Below are 17,945 nucleotides of genomic sequence, written 5' to 3'. Positions count from 1 at the left end.
GGCTCGTTTTTTTAATTTTTAGAGGAAACGTAACATCGCTACTGATAAGTCGTCGCATCGCATCAACGGTGAAATTACTGCGCCGGAAGTGCGTCTGGTCGGAATCGAGAACGAACCGCTCGGTATCGTAAAGCTCGCCGATGCTTTCCGTAAATCGGAGGAACTGGATGTTGATCTGGTGGAAATCGCGCCGCAGGCGGTTCCGCCGGTTTGCCGCTTGATGGATTACGGCAAGTTCAAGTACCAGGAAGCCAAGAAGCAGCATGAGGCGAAGCTGAAGCAGAAGGTCATCCAGGTCAAGGAAGTCAAATTCCGCCCGGGTACCGATGACGGTGATTACAACGTCAAGCTTCGCAACCTCGTGCGCTTCCTCGAGGAAGGCGACAAGACGAAGATCACGTTGCGTTTCCGCGGCCGCGAAATGGCTCACCAGGAAATCGGCATGCGCATGCTCGAGCGTTTGCGCACCGATCTCGAGGAAGTGGGCCAGGTCGAGCAGATGCCGAAGATGGAAGGGCGCCAGATGATCATGGTGCTCTCGCCGAAGAAGAAGAAGTAACCGGCCTGCGCGCGACATGCGCGCGGCTTTGCAGTGGTTCGGCGTGTCGCCCTGTCGGGGCGGCACGCTAGAAACGACGGCGGCTGCTTGCGGCGCGCCGTACACAAGTGGACTGGGTTTCGAAGGGCGGGTCAGGGGCGAAGAGCCAACCGCACACCCATCTCCATCAAATAAACTGGAGTTGTTCGTCATGCCTAAGATGAAGACCAAGAAGAGCGCTGCCAAGCGCTTCGTGGTGCGTCCGGGCGGCACCGTCAAGCGCGGTCAAGCCTTCAAGCGCCACATCCTGACCAAGAAAACCACGAAGAACAAGCGCCATCTGCGCGGCGCCACGGCAGTTCATGATTCCGATCTGAACTCCGTCCGCGCGATGCTCCCGTTCGCGTAAGCCCTCAACCGATACTCACAGGAGAGAAACATGCCTCGAGTCAAACGTGGGGTAACCGCACGGGCCCGCCACAAGAAGATCATCAACCTGGCCAAGGGTTATCGCGGCCGCCGCAATAACGTCTACCGCATCGCCAAGCAGGCGGTGATGCGCGCGGGCCAGTATGCGTATCGCGATCGCCGCAACAAGAAGCGTGTGTTCCGCGCACTGTGGATCACGCGTATCAATGCGGCCGTGCGTCAGCACGACATGACCTACAGCGTGTTCATCAACGGCCTGAAGAAGGCGTCGATCGAACTCGACCGCAAGGTGCTGGCCGACATGGCGGTGTTCGACAAGGCTGCTTTTGCCGCGATCGTCAAGCAGGTGAAAGCCGCCGTTGCAGCCTAATTGCGAGATTAGCACTGCGTGGTCAGTTGCAGCGATGCTCCGGTAATCTCGGCCGCTGCAGCGAAAACGGGGCTCTTCCGAGCCCCTTTTTTGTTGGGTCGGGCGCTTTCGTGTCGTCGCGGATGCGCGCTGAACCCTTGACGTGGGAAGTGAAGGGACCAATGGATCTGGATCAGATTGTCGCCGATGCGAAGCAGTCGTTCGAAGGGGCTGCCGATATCACCACGCTCGAGAACGAAAAGGCGCGCTTCCTCGGTAAGTCGGGCGTGTTGACCGAGCGGCTGAAGAACCTCGGCAAGCTCGATCCCGACTCGCGCAAGACGGAAGGCGCGCAAATCAATGTCGCGAAGCAGCAGGTCGAGGCCGCGCTCAACGCGCGCCGCCAAGCGCTCGCCGATGCGCTGCTGAATCAGCGTCTTGCCGCCGAGGCGATCGACGTCACGCTGCCCGGCCGTGGCGCGGGCACGGGCAGCCTGCATCCGGTGATGCGCACCTGGGAGCGCGTCGAGCAGATTTTCCGCTCGATCGGCTTCGACGTGGCCGACGGCCCCGAGATCGAAACGGATTGGTACAACTTTACTGCGCTGAACAGCCCGGAGAACCATCCGGCGCGTTCGATGCAGGATACGTTTTACATCGACGGCAAGGACGCCGACGGCCGTCCGCTGCTGCTGCGTACCCATACGAGTCCGATGCAGGTCCGCTACGCGCGGATGAACCGGCCGCCGATCAAGGTGATCGCGCCGGGCCGCACGTACCGCGTCGACAGCGACGCGACGCACTCGCCGATGTTCAACCAGGTCGAAGGGCTGTGGATCGACGAGAACGTCAGCTTCGCGGATCTAAAAGGCGTCTACACCGATTTTTTGAAGAAATTCTTCGAGCGCGACGATATTCTCGTGCGTTTTCGCCCGTCGTACTTTCCCTTTACCGAGCCGTCGGCCGAGATCGACATGATGTTCGAGCACGGCAAGAACGCGGGCAAATGGCTTGAGATCTCCGGTTCGGGGCAGGTGCATCCGACCGTGATCCGCAACATGGGCTTCGATCCCGAGCGCTACATCGGCTTTGCGTTCGGCAGCGGCCTCGAGCGGCTGACGATGCTGCGCTACGGTGTGCAGGATCTGCGTCTGTTCTTCGAGAACGATCTGCGTTTCCTGCGGCAATTCGCCTGACCCGCGCGACCGCCTCGCTCCGCGCCCGGCGGGCCGCGCCGAATGCCGCGCCGGGCCTCGATCCAACCTGTTTCGAACGTGGACTTCCATGCAATTCCCTGAATCCTGGCTGAGAACCTTTGTCGATCCGCAACTGACGACGGACGAACTGTCGCATGCGCTGACGATGGCGGGGCTCGAGGTCGAATCGCAGCGCCGCGCGGCGCCGCCGACCGAGAAAATCGTCGTTGGCCGCGTGCTCGAGGTGGTCAAGCATCCGGATGCCGATAAGCTCAACGTCTGTCAGGTCGATGCGGGCACCGGCACGGCGCTGCAGATCGTCTGCGGTGCGCCGAACGTCGCGCCCGGCATCAAGGTGCCGGTCGCGCTGGTCGGCGCGAAGCTGCCGCCCGCCGAAGACGGCGGCGCGCCATTCGCGATCAAGCTGTCGAAGCTGCGCGGCGTCGAAAGCCAGGGGATGCTGTGCTCGGCGCGCGAACTCAAGCTCTCCGAGGATCACAGCGGTCTCATGATCCTGCCGGAAGACACGCCGATCGGCCAGGACATCCGCGACGCGCTGAATCTCGACGACACGATCTTCGAAATCAAGCTGACGCCGAACAAGGCGGATTGCCTGTCGGTGTTCGGCATCGCGCGCGAGACAGCCGCGATCACCGGCGCGCCGCTCACGGCGCTTGAGATTCGTCCGGCTCCGGTAGCGCTTGCCGAGACGCTGCCCGTCACGATTTCCGCTCCCGATCTGTGCGGCCGCTTCTCCGGCCGCGTGATCCGCGGCGTGAACGCGCGCGCGAAAACGCCGCAATGGATGGTCGAGCGTCTCGAACGCTCGGGGCAGCGCAGCGTGTCCGCGCTCGTCGACATTTCGAACTACGTGATGTTCGAGCTTGGCCGCCCGTCGCACGTGTTCGATCTCGACAAGATTCACGGCGGCATCGACGTGCGCTGGGGCAAGCGCGGCGAGTCGCTGAAGCTCTTGAACGGCAATACGGTCGAGCTCGACGAGACGGTCGGCGTGATTGCCGACGAGCGGCAGGTCGAGAGCCTCGCGGGCATCATGGGCGGCGACAGCACGGCCGTCACGCTCGATACGACAAACATTTACGTCGAAGCCGCGTTCTGGTGGCCGGACAGCATCCGCGGCCGGGCGCGCAAGTACAACTTCTCGACCGACGCCGCGCACCGCTTCGAGCGTGGCGTCGATTACTCGACGACCGCCGAGCATCTCGAGCGGATCACGCAGTTGATTCTCGACATTTGCGGCGGCGAGGCGGGCCCGGTCGACGACCAGGTCGTCAACGTGCCGCAGCGCGCGCCGGTGTCGATGCGCGTGTCGCGCGCGAACAAGATCATCGGCGTCGAGATCGGTGCCGATGAGGTCGCGCAGATTTTCACGCGCCTGGGGCTTGTGTTCGAGCGCGACGGCGACGTGTTTCGCGTGAGCCCGCCGCCGCACCGCTTCGACATCGAGATCGAGGAGGATCTGATCGAGGAGGTCGCGCGCATTCATGGCTTCGAGAATATTCCCGCGCGGCCGCCCATCGCGAGAAACGAGATGCGTGCGACCGACGAGACGCGCCGCTCGATTCACGCGCTTCGCCACGCGCTTGCCGCGCGCGATTACGCGGAAACCGTCAATTTCAGCTTCGTCGATGACGAATGGGAACGCGATTTCGCCGGCAACGCCAATCCCGTGCGGCTGCTGAATCCGATCGCGAGTCAGCTGTCGGTGATGCGCTCGACGCTGTTCGGCAGCCTCGTTGGCGTGCTGCGCCATAACCTGAACCGCCGTGCGGATCGCGTGCGGGTATTCGAGGCGGGGCGCGTGTTCGCGGCGGAGCCGGCCGCGCAGGCGGGCGAGCTGGCGCTTGCTGGTTATGCGCAGCCCAAGCGTATCGGCGCACTGGCCTACGGCCCGGTGCTCGACGAGCAATGGGGCGCGGCAACGCGTCAGGTGGATTTCTTCGACGTGAAGGGCGATCTCGAGGCGCTGCTCGCGCCGGCCGTGGCGCGCTTCGTGAAGGCCGAGCATCCGGCGCTGCATCCGGGGCGCAGCGCGCGGATCGAACTCGATGGCCGGGCGGTCGGTTGGATCGGCGAGCTGCATCCTCGTTTGATGCAGAAGTACGAGCTGCCTCATCCGCCGGTCATGTTCGAGATCGACGCCGATGCGCTCGTGCCGCGGGCGCTGCCGGCACCGTCCGAAGTCTCCAAATTCCCGCCGGTGCGGCGTGATATCGCGGTTGTCGTCGACCAACAGGTCGAGGTGCAAGCGCTCTTCGACGAGATCGGCAAAGCGCTTGCGGAGGATGCGTGCAAGTTTGTCCAGAAGGTTGCGCTCTTCGATGAATTTCGTGCAAAATCAAATACTTCTGGTGGGTTGTCCGCCCACGAGAAAAGCCTCGCGTTTCGCGTGACGCTCCAGGATGCGGCCGGAACCTTGCAGGACGAGACGGTTGATCAGGCGATCCAGACCCTCGTGGACCGCATGGCTCGAGCTTATGGCGCGCGTTTGCGCGGATAGTGCGCAGGAAGTGGCGTGTCGCCGCTTTCCGCCGATGTTTTATCCCAGTTTGACGCGCTGGTTTTGCAGAATATGAACGACATGAACTCGAGTGAATTCGAAGCCCTTCTGACGGCGCAACGCAGCGCCATGACCCGCGACGTGCCTGCGTCGTCGGCGCCGGGCGATACGCCCACGCTGACGAAGGCCGAGCTGGCCGAACTGTTGTTCGACAGCGTCGGCCTCAACAAGCGCGAAGCGAAGGACATGGTCGAAGCGTTCTTCGAGGTGATCCGCGATGCGCTTGAAAACGGCGAAAGCGTGAAGTTGTCGGGCTTCGGTAATTTTCAGCTCCGCGACAAGCCGCAGCGGCCGGGGCGCAATCCGAAGACGGGCGAAGCGATTCCGATCGCCGCGCGCCGCGTCGTGACGTTTCATGCGAGCCAGAAGCTGAAGGCGCTCGTCGAAAACGGCGCCGAGTCGAATCTCGTGCGCTGAAACCGGCGCTTCGCCCACGCGCGACGCGCCCGCGCGCCCTTACCGACGGTTAACTGACGATGACGTCGACGGTTGAAAAAGTCGTGTTGCCACCGATTCCCGCGAAGCGCTATTTCACGATCGGGGAAGTGAGCGAACTGTGCGGCGTCAAGCCTCACGTGCTTCGGTATTGGGAGCAGGAGTTTACGCAGTTGCGTCCGGTGAAGCGGCGCGGAAATCGCCGCTATTATCAGCATCACGAGGTATTGCTGATTCGGCGGATTCGCGAACTGCTCTACGAACAAGGGTTCACGATCAACGGGGCGCGCAACCGCCTCGACACCGTCGGCAGCGGGCGTGGCGCGAGCGATTCGGCCGCGGCGGAGGGGCAGCCGGAGTCGCCGGTGCACCACGCGCCGGCGGCGGATGAAACGGTCGATGTCGCGCAGTTGCGCAATGCGCTGCTCGACGTGATCGAGAGTCTGAAGCGCGGCAGCTGATCCCATCGATCCGATCCGCCCCCGGTACGATTGACCGGCCCGCCGCCACGGTTACGGCGCGAGCGGGTTCTTCTTGCCGAGGTCGACGAGCAGCGTGCCGTCTGCCGCCATCTGCACCGAACCCTGTGAAACCTGATCGCGATAGCCGTAAAGATCGAAGCGCACACGCGCTTGCGTCGAGTTCCGGATCAGCGCGCGCGCATTCAGCTCGAGCACGTTGAACATTTTCATGTCGCCGCTTTCGAGCCACATATAGCTTGCCGGCAACGAGGCGGGCGGGTGCAAGACGGGAGCGTCGGTTGCCGGGCTGAACGTCAGGCGCAGCCCATCGGGCTCGACCGTCGCTTGCGACATGCGGCCGGCCAGCACAGGGGGCGGAAACACCGTGTATTGGTCCAGCACGAGCTGATCGCCGCGCAACTCGGCGCCGCGGCGCTTGAGCGGCGCGAGCGTCGACAACTCGATGCCGAGCGCCCGCAACAGCTTCGCCTGCGGCACGCCGAGCACGCTTACCTGCGACGGCGTGAACGCGAGATGGCGTTCGTCGACGAGCGTCAATGTGCCCTCCATCTCAGCCGGCAGCCACACACCGGGCGGCACCTGGTTCCACAGCTTGAGGCCGCCTTGCACGCGCAGGTTGCCGCCGTTGGCGCTCAGCTTCAGATCGTTCAGCGAGCGCGGCGAATAGTCGAGCAGATACCGGTTGAAGAGATCCGACATCGCTTGCCACGGCGCGAGCACCGAGCCGCTCAGAATCCGGATGTCGTATTGATTCGGATCGTCGAGGTCGACCGGTTCGCCGGCACGTTTTGCGATGAGCTGTACGACGAGATCGTCGACGCGAAAGCCGATGTTGTCGGCGATGTAGAAATCGGCGTTGTGCAGATGGATGGTGGTCGGGCGGCTCGATACGCGGCGCTCGGTCGGCCGCGCCGGTGCGCCGGCGTTGCGGTTGACGGCGATTTTGCGAAAACCCGGTTGCGCGGCGGGACCGCGCGCGTCGACGAGCGCGAACGCCTGCCATTGCCGGCGCGCGGCTTCGAGGTCCGTTTGCTGATCGGCCAGCAGGCTGTCATTGAGCCGGGCGGACGCGGCGCCGAACGTCGGCGCGCTGCCCGGCCGGTTGAGTTTCGCGTAGGACGGCATCCGGATGGTTATTGCCCCCGTATTGTCGAAATTGAAATACCCGGCGCTGACCTGGTCGCGATAGTGATAAAGATCCAGTACGAACGGCTCGTTTGCGCTGGCGTCGCGCATCGGGCCGATCACCAGGTTCGCGTTCATCGGCATCGAGCGCATGAATTTCACGTCGCCGCCGCGGATATACATCGCCTGCTTGGGGGCGGAATCGGGTAAGGCGAAGCCGGCCCGCGAGCCGTCGTCGAGCGAGAGATCGACGCCGCCCGGCGTGATCCTGAGCGCGGTGATCGTGATGTTCAGGCGCGGCGGCGGCATCAGTTTGCCGATGTCGAGCACGAGATCGTCCCCGGTCAGCCGCGCGATCGGCGTATCGATCTTCAGCAGATCCGACATCTTGACGTTCGCGGCGCGCATCACGGGATTCGCGTTGATTCCCGACACGCGGATCGAGACCGGACGGAACACGAGCTTGGTTCGATCCACGATGTCGAGGCGGCCCGTCAACGAGAACGGCACCCAGCCGTTGCGCTGCATTTCGCCCTGCAGGTGGATGACGCCGTCGCCGGCCGATACGTGCAGCTTACGCAGCGGCGCGTTGCGGTAGCCGAAGATGTAGCCGTTGAAGAGCGCGGTGAGTTTGGCGTCGTCGAGCGTGACGGCGCCGCGATGCACGTCGATCTCGAAGCTGGTCGGATCGTCGAGCACGATCGGCGCGCCGGCCTGCGTCGGCACGAGCGTTGCCGACAATCGATGCACATAGAAGCCGATGTCGCCGACGATGCGCAAATCGATGTCGCGCAGGAACGTCAACGCTGCGCTTTGGCCGGAGTCGCGTAACGTCAGCGGACGCGGTTGGGCGAGCTTGATGGATGCGAGCGATGGCACGGTGCGGGCGATTTGCTGCTCGCGTGCAAGGCGATCGGCTTTCGCGCGTTCAATCGACGTGGCCGCCTGCGTGCCGTTGCCGGCGCTCGTCGCGGATTGGGCGCATCCGGTGCTGAGCAACGCGAGCGCGGCCGCCGTTGCCGCGCAAGAGCGTAAGAATCCGTGAGAAACCGAAACGGCGTTGCTCGGCATGCGCGGTGGATGCGCAGTGCGAAAGACGTGCGTGCGCTCGACGCACTGGACCGATGTGCGCATGGTTGCTGTCTCCCTGTATTTGTCGTGGCCGGCCGTTGCGCGGGTGCGCGCATCGGCCGCCCTGTGCGGCAAGTGTGACACGATGGGGTAGAGGGGCAGCACCAAACGTGGGGGCGTCGTGTTGCATTGCGCAAAGGGCGCGCCGCGGCGGAGCATGCCGGAACTCTGTCTAGGCAGCTTAAACACGCGGCCGATGCGGGGCGAATCGTCGTGCGTTTAGCGGGCGAAGCTCCCGCCGGGCGGCTCGCGCGCATGACTGGGGCATGCGATTTGGCACGCGTTATCGTCCAGTTCTTCGCACGTCGTTTTGCAAGAATGTCTCACGCGCGCATGCTTTAACATAATGACTACCGCCCCCGACATTCGATGCCGCATTCCCTCTACCGTCTAAAGAGCAGACGCTGTTTTTCTGAATGATCGTGTTTTGTTTCTCTTTCATTTTTCTTGTAATTGATAAATGAATTTCTGAAATCCCACGTCGAATGCGATATCGGCGGCGTATGACGCGCGACGGGCCGTGACTGAATGCGGGCGAGCGCGCGGGATATGCCGCGGACGGCCGTGTTGTACGGATCGCGGAAACCTTATAATCTCTCCCCGGTGAGTGGCGGCACCTCTCGTAGCAGTTTCATTGAAACGTAACAAGAGCGAGGATGCAGCATGGCCCGCATTACCGAATCCGAAGTGCTCAGCGCTTACCGCGCTATTTTGAAGCGCGACCCCGAAAGCCGGGAAGTGATCGATTATTGGACGGGCAGCCGCTTTCCGTTGGAACGGCTGCTCGAACATCTCGTGAACTCAGCGGAATTCGCGATGAGTTTTACGCCGATGCCTGCCACTGCCGTTTCCGACTTCAGGCAGCACAACAACCGGTTCTACACGATACCGCAGGATTTGCGCCGCACCGATTCCAAGCTCGGCCGCGTCCTGCTGCAGGGCTCGTGTCTGATGGAGGCGTGGATACCGGCGCTGCGCAAACATGGCATCGAGACGCCGATCGACCTCGTGTTGTTCGCCTCCGATATGCCGGACACGCTGCCTCATCCGTTCGATGCCTACTCGTTCCATATCGCGCAGATTCCGCTGCGCGGCGTCCTGCTGGAGGGAAGCTACGCGGAGTGGCTGCGCGCGCCGTACTCAGATGAGCAGGCAACCGATAGGCTGCTCAACGAAGCCTGTGAGATCGTCGATTTCTGGATCGAGCGCATTTTGCGTTGGGCGCGTGAAATTCCGACGTTCGTCGTCAATTACATGACGCCGCAGTACAACGTGAACGGCCGGCATTTCCACCGCTCGGATGCGACGAGCAACCTTTATCTGATGGAGCAGATCAACCGTCATATCGAGCGCCGGGTGTTCGAGCATCCGAATCTGTACCTGATGGATATGAATCATCTAGCGTCCATTTACGGGCGCCGTTTCATTCAGGACGACAGCATCTGGCATTACGCGCACGGCGGCTTCATCGGCGACCATGATTTCACGCTGGATCAGGACCGCATCGTCAGGGTGCCTGCGCCTTCGGCCCACTATTCACACCAGGTGGGCGAATTCATTTGCGGGCTGTGGCTCGAGGCGGAGGCGATGTATCGCAGCCTGCGGTCGATCGACAGCGTCAAGATGGTCTGTGTCGATCTCGACGATACTCTTTGGCGCGGTGTGCTGGCAGAAGCCGACAATCCCGACTATCAAAGCGCCGTCGAAGGATGGCCGCTCGGCATCGCGGAGGCGTTGCTGTCGCTGCGAAGGCGCGGCGTGATTCTCGCGCTCGTCAGCAAGAACGATCTCGAGCGCATCAAGGCGATCTGGCCTCGCGTTTTCCAGCGCCGGCTGCTTCTGGAGGATTTCGCGATCCTGAAGGTCTCGTGGAACAACAAGGTGCAGAGCATCAACGAGGCCATGCAAGAAGCGAATTTGTTGCCGCGAAACGTGATCTTCGTCGACGACAATCCGCGCGAGCGCGAAACCGTCGAGGAGGCGATTCCCGATCTTCGCGTGGTGCATGCGTCGCACTACTACTGGAAGCGCATCCTGATGTGGAGCGCCGAAACGCAGGGCGTGACGATTACCGCCGAATCCACGCGGCGCACGGAGATGATCAAATCGCAAATTCAGCGCGAGACGGAGCGCAAGACATTGTCGCGCGAGGAATTTCTGGCGAGGTTGAATCTGAAGGCCGCATTCGGCCGGATTACGGGGCAGAGCGATCCGCGTTTTCCGCGAACGCTCGAGTTGTTGAACAAGACCAACCAGTTCAATACGACCGGCCGCCGCTGGAGCACGCAGGAACTCGACGACATCTGCCGCAGCGGGCTGGTGCTCGTCGGCGAGGTGACCGACCGGCATGCCGAATATGGTCTCGTCGTGATCGGCATCGCATCCGCGCAGCGCATCGAGCAAGTGGTGATGAGTTGCCGTGTGGTCGGCCTGGACGTGGAAATCGCGATGGTCTCTTTGCTGACTGAAGCCTTGTTGCGGGACAACGCTGCTGCCGTTGCGGTTTCGAAGCATACCGATGCGAATCTGTTGTCGCGCGATCTGTTCGAGAAGTGCGGTTGGTCGGTTGACGGCGACTTGTGGCGCACGACTCGGGCGGTTCCGCTGCCCGCGCATGTCGAGGTTGCGTATCCGGGGGCGATCGCGTAACGCGTGTCGCGGCAATTGCGCTTCAACTGTTCTCTTGAGAGAAAGTGTCTGTTATACTTTAACGCTTTCGGGGCGTAGCGCAGCCTGGTAGCGTACCTGCATGGGGTGCAGGTGGTCGGAGGTTCAAATCCTCTCGCCCCGACCAGATCAAAACCCGCACAGCGTAAGGCTGTGCGGGTTTTTTAATGGGCGCTTGATTGTTGAGTAAATCGAAAACCATATTGGAAACTTTCTCATATCGAGCCTGGGCGCCGCGCCGATTTTCGCCCAGACAGGTGACGACCAACATTCGCGCGCAGCGTGTCGCGCGACTGACTTGACGGATGTACGCGCTTCGATCATCGCCGTGTCGGCGTCTTTCTTGTCCCGGCTCACCGGGTTTCTCCGGCGGCAACGAGATGTCGGCCGAGGATGGGGTGTTGCGCATTTCCGGTTTTTTTACGGCAACTCCACGGCATGGATTCGTCCGCATTCGCTTCTTGCGAGCCTCATGTCGACGCTTCAACGCCGTCCGTGACGATACCGATGTTTGCTTTTTGCACGGTCTTGCGCTGGACCGGTAAAATGGAAAGTTGACTCACGGAAAAGTCGCCGTGAGCGACCTAGCGGAAGGATTCCCTGAACATGACTGATCTTCGTCTTACCACGCGGTTTGCGGTATTGCTCGCGACTGGCGCGTTCGTCGCCGGTTGCAGTTCGCCGTCGCCTACGAAAATCGACTATAAGAGCGACTCGAAATCGAAGGAGGTGTCGCTCGCGGTGCCGCCCAATATGCTGGACGAGACGCCTGATCAGCGTTCGCTGCCGCCGCAGGGGGGCGCGACCTCGCTTTCGAGCCTGCAGCAGGTGCAGCAGGCTGCGCCCGCGACCGATACGGTCGTGCCTGCCGTACCTGGGATGCACATTCAGCGTGACGGCACCGAAAGCTGGCTCGTGATCGACGACAAGACGCCGGCCCAAATCTGGCCGCAGATTCGCCGGTTCTGGCAAGAGCAGGGTTTTCTGCTCGTGGTCGAGCAGCGCGACAAGGGCGTGATGGAAACGGACTGGAACGAAACGCACCCGCAGATCAACGATGGTCTGATTCGCGGCGTGATTTCGAAGGCGATGGGCAATTCCTATGTGACGGCGGAGCGCAACAAGTACCGCACGCGCCTCGACGCCGCGCCGAATGGCGGCACCTATGTGTTCGTCAGCCAGAAGGGGATGCGCGAGGCACTCACCGGGCCGGGCAATGATTCGAGCAAATGGGAGCCGAAGCCTAATGATCCTGGACTCGAAACCGAATACTTGAAGCGTCTGATGGCGGTGCTTGCGCAAAACGATGCGCGCGTGAAGGCCGGCGGCGTGCCGATCGTCGACGATGCCGCGCCGAGCAATTCAAAATCCGCGAGCGACAAGAGCAAGGCGGCTGCCGCGGCGATCGCTGCGCAGAATGTGGCGAACGCGTCGGCGTCGCGCAGCCCGGCCGAACCGGCGGCGGATGTGCCGTCGGAGGTGACGCTTCCCGAGTCGTATGACCGCTCGTGGCTACGTGTCGGTATCGCGCTCGATCGTGCGAATTTCACGGTGGACGACCGCGATCGGGCGAAGGGGCTGTACTACGTTCGTTATGTTGATCCGAAGGATTTCAGCGCCGAGGAGCAGGGCTTCTGGAATCAGCTTTTCCACGGCAAGAAGGAAAAGAAGGCGAAGCAATATCTTGTCAACGTGAAGGCACTTGCCGAAGATCAAACCCGTGTCGCGATTGTCGACGACAAGGGGGCAGTCGATACGTCGGCGCCTGCGCGGCAGATCATGGCGCTTCTCGTCAGCCAGATGCGTTGACGCGTGCATCCTGCGGCATTCGCCGCATCAAGCATCACCGGGCCCGCCTTTCGGCGGGCTTTTTTTTGTGCTGCGGACGGCGGACGTCGCACATTCGGCGTCTGCGGCCGCGTGCCGGCTAGTGGCGGCGTTACGTAACGTCACCCCCGTAACGGATAGCTCGAAATCGCACTTTCCGCAGACCGCGGATGATTAATCTTTTTAAATCAAATATTTAAAAAATATTTCCAGATTGGCACGAAAACTGCTCTCATTTCCGGGAGTAATCAGGGAGGGTATTTCGAATACAGCGAGGTTCGGTCTCGCATACCCCCTGCCTGATGGGATATCGACGCATCGGGTGGCTGCCGGCGATCGGCGCGCTACCCAGTCTGAACGATGATCCGCGTTTGCGCGGATCTCGGTGGCCCCGTCGCCTATCCTCGTAGGGCGACGGTTTTGCCCGCGCTTCGTATGAAGCGCGGGCTATTTTTTTGCTGCGCCGGCCGACGCCTGGGGGGGCACGCCGACAGTCAGTGCGAGGCGTTCGGGACGTCGAGAATCAGAATGATGGTCCAGTCTGCGTCGCCGTCGTGGTGATATTGCCGTTCCGCGACGATGAACGGGTGCTGCTTGCCTTGCGGGCCAAGGAAAAGCACGTCGCCCTCCATCGGCAGGCATTCGATCGGCGGCAGTGCGAGAAACGCCTCGTCGGAGCCGCGCGGCATCAATTGCTTGATTTTGCGGGTTGCGGCGTCAGTCCATTCGATATCCAATTGGATGTTGCTCATTCAGTCCTCCGCACCAGGGTGCGCACGGGTGGAAAAGTTCGGTGCGCGACTTTAGCACAACGCACGGCGCGCTCATCGGGACACGCGAATGAAAAAGCCGAATCCGGCAACCCGGATTCGGCTTTGCGTGCAGCGAGATGAGCCGGACTTACTGAGCTTTCTTTGCGGCCTTATGGTGTCCCTTCTTGCCGTGATGCTTGCGCTCATGAGCCGGCTGCGCTTCGGCTGCCGGCGGTTGCGCGGCTTGCTGCTGTTGCAGCGCTTGCGCGCGCTGCTCGATTTCAGCGATTTTTGCCGGATCGGTGATCGTCTTGATTTCGGTGCTTTCTTGAGCGTATGCCGCGCCAGCCAGAGCCGACATCGAAACCAGGATAGCCATGGTCATTTTCTTCATTGCTTACCTCCGCTAAGTGGTGATGGACCCGAGTGTTGCCGATTTGTCTGGCGTCTGCAATCGAGTGAGCCGAGTTTATCAAAAGTGACGGATCAGTGCATTCGATTGCATCGCGGCGATCGGCCGCGTGGATCGGGCGCAACAGTCGTTCGCCCCGTCATGCCGCCGCCACACGCTTGCCCGGAAAGGCTCGGGCGTCGGATCGGTTCGCCGGGGTGGCACCTTGTGGTGCGCGAAAGACAGTCGAGCATTGATCAAAACCAGCCGAGCTGACGATACACGTAAAACTGCGCGATGCCGAGAATTTCGTGCAGCGCCTGCTCCGCATTGGCAAGATTGTCGAAGCGCGGCAGCCACCCGAGCTGCGCGCCGCGGCGGTTCGAGTAGACGGGCTGCGGCGCGATGCCGAAGTGGTCGAAGTCCAGGAGCGCGCGTCGCATCTGGTATGACGTCGTAACGAGGATCAGCGCGTCGTAATGTTGAGCGCGTAATATGGAAGCGGTGAAGCGCGCGTTTTCGTAGGTGGTGTGACTGCGCGCTTCGCGAATCAGCGCGTCGTTCGCCACGCCGCGTGCGAGCAGATAAGGCGCGTATGTAGCGGCTTCGCTGACACCGGGCCGCTGCGGATCGCCCCCCGATACGATCACGGTGCAGTGCGCGGCCGTTCGTATGCACGTCGAATAGAGTTCGGCCGTTTTCGCGATGCGGGCGAGGGCGTCGCGCGTGGGGACGGCGGCGCCGTTGCGCTGCTCAATGCCTGCGCCCAGCATCACGATCGTGGTGTCGCCTGTCATGGTCGGATGCTCGACTGGCCGCACGCCCAATTCAGCGAGTGCGACAAGCGGCGCCGCGAGCCATCCGGATGCGATGAGCCAGAAGAGCGCGACGATCGTAATGGCGATGGCGCGCGCGCCACGGTGCTTGCGGTAGAGCACCAAAGTCGCAAAGAGTAGGGCAAATGAATTGAACAGAATCAATTTGATTGGGGTAAGGTAGCTTTTCGGGAATGGAGAATGATCCGCCCCTGTTTTGTAAGAACAAAACGGCCGGGTGCGGGTCGGAAGAGACTGGGGAGGGACAATCACAGATCCCTCATGAGCTGCGTGGTGGCGTCGGTGGGCGGAGATCTCGGCCGGCGAGGCCGCTTTGCAATGTCGCTGCCCTTTAAGAAAGAATCGAGATGGCCACGTATTCCAACGAAGCAGTACTCGACGCGCTCAGGCGTGTCCAGTACCGTCAAGTTCCGTGGGCGAGGCGTCCGGGCGTGTTCGAATACCTGCGTTCGCTGGGTTTGATGGATACGGTTCGGCAGAAGACCGTCGCGCCCGCGCCGGGCTTTCACGCGCCTGTCGACATCGCAGTGCTGACTGACAATGGCCGTGCTGAATTCGCGCGGCTCGAGCGGGATGAGAAACGCGCCGATTGGGAGGATCGCAAGATGGCGGACTACGCGCTCAGCGAGGCAAGCGCCGTATCGATCCTGGAGAGTCGTCTGTAGCACAGATTGCATGGGTTGGGCCCAAAAAAAAAGCCCGTATCACGAGGATACGGGCGGTACCGGGTTCATTGCTGCTGCCACGCTGTGCTCATGGCAATGCTGAGACTCGGCCAATGCCGCGCAGTTCCCGAGCTGACCGATTTTTCCTGGTACCGGCGATTTATTGACGATTCGGATTGCGTGGCCGCTGCGCGTCGTCACGTTCGCGCGCATTGCTCGCAATGTCGCCGCGCAGGTCGCCGCGCGGCACGCTGGACTGATTGCGATGCGCCGCTGCGTCTGCCGGAGAAAGCGCGACCTGATCCCGCCGTTCGTGCGGCTTCGATAAAGGTGGGCCGGCTCGCGCAGCAGTGGCGAGCGCCAGCGAAACGACAACGCCGCATGCCGCGAGAAGTGGCAAGGGTTTCATCGTTGAAGGCTCCCTTCGAGCCGATAGACGGCTCGTTCCGTGTACCGGTAAAGGTATGCGGGAGAGCGAAAGTGCGCTGTAAATATTGGTAAGCGGATGTGTCGCCCAATCGCATCGTCGGCACGGCATGCGAAAGGGAAGCCGGCATCCCGGCGCGTTGTCCGGGCGGCGCTGCGGACCGCCCGGAGACAGGATTCACGCCATTTTGACGGGCGCGCGCCAGGATTCCGGATTGGTCCAGAATGCGCCGCGCAGGCGGTCGCGGCTCGGCGGGGCGGGCGGCTTGACCGCGCTTGCGCCGATACGGCCGCGCAGCGAGATCTGGCGGCCGTTCGAGCCGAGACGCTTCACCACTTCGGCGAGCGTGCCGTCGGCCTGCCATTCGTCGAAGCGTCGACGGCAAGTCGGCGGCGACGGATAGCGGCCAGGCAGTTTCGACCAGCCTTCGCCCGTCGACAGCACCCAAAGAACGGCGTTCACGACCGAACGCGCCTCCACACGAGGGCGGCCGCGGCGCTCGTTGCGCGCAGGCTCGGCGCAGAACAGCCCCTCGAGCAGCGCCCACTCGTTATCTCTCAAATCGTCGAACAGCATCATGTCCTCACCTCAGCGAAGCTATTTCCGGTGCGCCGCCCCGCGCTGCGCACTCCACACGTCGGGCACTCGTTGAGCGAGTGCCGGGTGAGGGCGCCGGCTTCACGCGACGGCGGATGCGGTGTAATCCGCCGCGGGAAGGCCAACCCCCCGCAGCCCTGTGCGCCTGCTTATGCAGGAAGCGTGCCATGTCAACGGCAATCGCTGCAGAGCCGCTAGACGGCGCGCCGATGGCCGCGACAACTAGGGGCGTATAAGACGCCAAAACGACCCTCACGCAAATCAGGACAATCACCAATCTTGTGCAGCGTGGCCCGTGAGACGTGCGTTTCAGCTTGTGTTGCACCGCACCGACACACGACGGCGCGAGGGCGAACGCATACAATTGCGCATCGATGCGTCCGATTAATGAGGCAATGCTATGAATATCACGCTGCGGCAGTTGCGCGTGTTCATCGAGGTGGCGCGGCTCAAGAGCTTCAGTCGGGCAGGTGACGAGATCGGTCTCACGCAATCGGCCGTCAGCCGCTCGGTGCGGGAGTTGGAAGGCGAGATCGGGCTCAAGCTGATCGACCGCACGACGCGCGACGTGCAGCTCACCGACGTCGGCGTGAATCTGATCGCGAGCGTGTCGCGCCTGCTCGGCGATCTCGACGACGCCTTGCGCGAAATTCGCGAGATCGGTGAGCAGCGGCGCGGGCGCGTGATCGTCGCGGCAAGTCCGACGGTCGCTTGCCGGCTGATGCCGCGTGTGGTTGCCGCTTGCGAGCGGCGCTTTCCGTTTGTTGCGCTTGGCTTGCGTGACGACGTGCAGAGCGACGTGTTGCGCAAGGTCAAGTCGGGCGAAGTGGATTTCGGCGTCGTGATCGGGCCGCTCGCGACGGGCGATCTGATTGCCGAGCCGTTGATGACCGATTCGTTTTGTCTGGTCGCGCGCGCCGATCATCCGCTCGCCGAGCGCGATCCCGTGCCGTGGACCGCGCTTTCCGGCGAACGGCTCGTGTTGCTCGATTACGCGTCGGGCAGCCGTCCGCTGATCGATGCGGCGCTCGCCGCGCATCGGGTCGCAGCCGGTGTCGTGCAGGAACTCGGTCATTCGGCGACCGTGTTCGGGCTCGTCGAGGCGGGCGTCGGCGTGAGCGTGCTGCCGTGGCTTTCGTTGCCGCTGCCTGCCGGCTCGTCGCTGGTCGCGCGGCCGCTTGCGCCGCGTGCGGAGCGCACCGTCGAGCTGGTGCGGCGGCGCGAACGCTCGCTGTCGCCGGCGGCCGACGCGGTCTGGGGGCTCGTGAAGGAGATGCCGGCGCGTGTCGAGGATCTCGATTGACGCTTGCGGCGGATGTTCGCGGATGAGGGGTGTTTGCGCAAAGTGTCCTTTGCCGCACGCTTTTTTATCCGCTCTTTATCTTTACGCACCGGGTAATTTTGCGTAAGATGGCGCTCAGTCACGCGGCTCCGACGTCGGTTCCGCGCTGTTCCGTCCGGTTCGGGTTGGGCTTGAAAGCTGTTTCGCCACCCCCGGTTCGTGCTCCCATCAATAT

The 17,945-nt window shown here is 62.4% G+C and carries 16 protein-coding genes, 1 tRNA gene and 1 pseudogene; 12 read left to right on the top strand and 6 right to left on the bottom strand.

The genetic code is table 11. From position 1 onward, the window contains the following. The first annotated feature begins 34 nt into the window (after window positions 1-34). From infC to AQ611_RS11525, 7 genes are all read left to right on the top strand, one after another. Window positions 35-559 (top strand): translation initiation factor IF-3, encoded by a 525-nt coding sequence (infC, locus tag AQ611_RS11555; RefSeq protein ID WP_082710295.1) that lies wholly within the window; start codon window positions 35-37, stop codon window positions 557-559. Between the two features lie 190 nt (window positions 560-749). Further along, window positions 750-947 carry a 50S ribosomal protein L35 gene (gene rpmI, locus AQ611_RS11550; RefSeq protein ID WP_004191477.1) on the top strand — a complete coding sequence of 66 codons (198 nt, stop codon included), beginning with the start codon at window positions 750-752 and terminating at the stop codon, window positions 945-947. 30 nt (window positions 948-977) lie between these two features. Then, window positions 978-1,337 (top strand): 50S ribosomal protein L20, encoded by a 360-nt coding sequence (rplT, locus tag AQ611_RS11545; RefSeq protein ID WP_004192938.1) that lies wholly within the window; start codon window positions 978-980, stop codon window positions 1,335-1,337. A gap of 161 nt (window positions 1,338-1,498) precedes the next feature. Further along, on the top strand, window positions 1,499-2,512 hold the full coding sequence (pheS, locus tag AQ611_RS11540) for a phenylalanine--tRNA ligase subunit alpha (protein ID WP_069234597.1): 1,014 nt from the start codon (window positions 1,499-1,501) through the stop codon (window positions 2,510-2,512). 88 nt (window positions 2,513-2,600) lie between these two features. Beyond that, window positions 2,601-5,033 (top strand): phenylalanine--tRNA ligase subunit beta, encoded by a 2,433-nt coding sequence (gene pheT / locus AQ611_RS11535; protein WP_069234596.1) that lies wholly within the window; start codon window positions 2,601-2,603, stop codon window positions 5,031-5,033. 72 nt (window positions 5,034-5,105) lie between these two features. Then, entirely contained in the window at window positions 5,106-5,510 is a 405-nt protein-coding gene (locus tag AQ611_RS11530) for an integration host factor subunit alpha (RefSeq protein WP_059518563.1), read from the top strand. 59 nt (window positions 5,511-5,569) lie between these two features. Next, window positions 5,570-5,989 carry a MerR family transcriptional regulator gene (locus tag AQ611_RS11525; RefSeq protein ID WP_059518561.1) on the top strand — a complete coding sequence of 140 codons (420 nt, stop codon included), beginning with the start codon at window positions 5,570-5,572 and terminating at the stop codon, window positions 5,987-5,989. A gap of 51 nt (window positions 5,990-6,040) precedes the next feature. Here the strand turns inward: AQ611_RS11525 and AQ611_RS11520 are convergent, their stop codons facing one another. Next, entirely contained in the window at window positions 6,041-8,206 is a 2,166-nt protein-coding gene (locus AQ611_RS11520) for a hypothetical protein (protein WP_069234595.1), read from the bottom strand. Window positions 8,207-8,929: 723 nt separating this feature from the next. On the opposite strand from AQ611_RS11520, the gene AQ611_RS11515 reads away from it, so the two are divergent. The 3 genes from AQ611_RS11515 (at window position 8,930) to bamC (ending at window position 12,742) form a co-directional block, all read left to right on the top strand. Continuing rightward, window positions 8,930-10,915 carry an HAD-IIIC family phosphatase gene (locus tag AQ611_RS11515; protein ID WP_069234594.1) on the top strand — a complete coding sequence of 662 codons (1,986 nt, stop codon included), beginning with the start codon at window positions 8,930-8,932 and terminating at the stop codon, window positions 10,913-10,915. A 68-nt stretch (window positions 10,916-10,983) separates the two neighbouring features. Next, window positions 10,984-11,060: transfer RNA gene (locus AQ611_RS11510), tRNA-Pro, on the top strand. A gap of 479 nt (window positions 11,061-11,539) precedes the next feature. After that, window positions 11,540-12,742, top strand: coding sequence for an outer membrane protein assembly factor BamC (bamC, locus tag AQ611_RS11505; protein WP_059518544.1), 1,203 nt, complete (start codon window positions 11,540-11,542; stop codon window positions 12,740-12,742). A 512-nt stretch (window positions 12,743-13,254) separates the two neighbouring features. On the opposite strand, the gene AQ611_RS11500 is transcribed toward bamC, so the two are convergent. The 3 genes from AQ611_RS11500 to AQ611_RS11490 form a co-directional block, all read right to left on the bottom strand. Then, window positions 13,255-13,512 carry a hypothetical protein gene (locus tag AQ611_RS11500; protein ID WP_059573392.1) on the bottom strand — a complete coding sequence of 86 codons (258 nt, stop codon included), beginning with the start codon at window positions 13,510-13,512 and terminating at the stop codon, window positions 13,255-13,257. A 148-nt stretch (window positions 13,513-13,660) separates the two neighbouring features. After that, window positions 13,661-13,906, bottom strand: a complete 246-nt coding sequence (locus tag AQ611_RS11495) for a hypothetical protein (protein ID WP_059518540.1) — start codon at window positions 13,904-13,906, stop codon at window positions 13,661-13,663. 254 nt (window positions 13,907-14,160) lie between these two features. Next, entirely contained in the window at window positions 14,161-14,883 is a 723-nt protein-coding gene (locus AQ611_RS11490) for a YdcF family protein (protein ID WP_059518537.1), read from the bottom strand. Window positions 14,884-15,086: 203 nt separating this feature from the next. Between AQ611_RS11490 and AQ611_RS11485 the strand changes: the two genes are divergently transcribed. Continuing rightward, window positions 15,087-15,404, top strand: a complete 318-nt coding sequence (locus AQ611_RS11485) for a hypothetical protein (protein ID WP_059518535.1) — start codon at window positions 15,087-15,089, stop codon at window positions 15,402-15,404. Window positions 15,405-15,564: 160 nt separating this feature from the next. Here the strand turns inward: AQ611_RS11485 and AQ611_RS26340 are convergent, their stop codons facing one another. Beyond that, window positions 15,565-15,813, bottom strand: coding sequence for a hypothetical protein (locus tag AQ611_RS26340; RefSeq protein WP_069234593.1), 249 nt, complete (start codon window positions 15,811-15,813; stop codon window positions 15,565-15,567). Between the two features lie 198 nt (window positions 15,814-16,011). Next, window positions 16,012-16,407 (bottom strand): annotated as a pseudogene (locus tag AQ611_RS11475) (transposase); the annotation flags it as partial. A 421-nt stretch (window positions 16,408-16,828) separates the two neighbouring features. Here AQ611_RS11475 and AQ611_RS11470 point away from each other — a divergent pair. Next, window positions 16,829-17,731, top strand: coding sequence for a LysR family transcriptional regulator (locus AQ611_RS11470; protein ID WP_069234592.1), 903 nt, complete (start codon window positions 16,829-16,831; stop codon window positions 17,729-17,731). Window positions 17,732-17,945: the final 214 nt, after the last annotated feature.

Origin of the sequence: Burkholderia singularis (genome assembly GCF_001718875.1) — a bacterium.
Lineage (GTDB): Bacteria > Pseudomonadota > Gammaproteobacteria > Burkholderiales > Burkholderiaceae > Burkholderia > Burkholderia singularis.
This window is presented reverse-complemented; position numbering and strand designations above follow the sequence as displayed.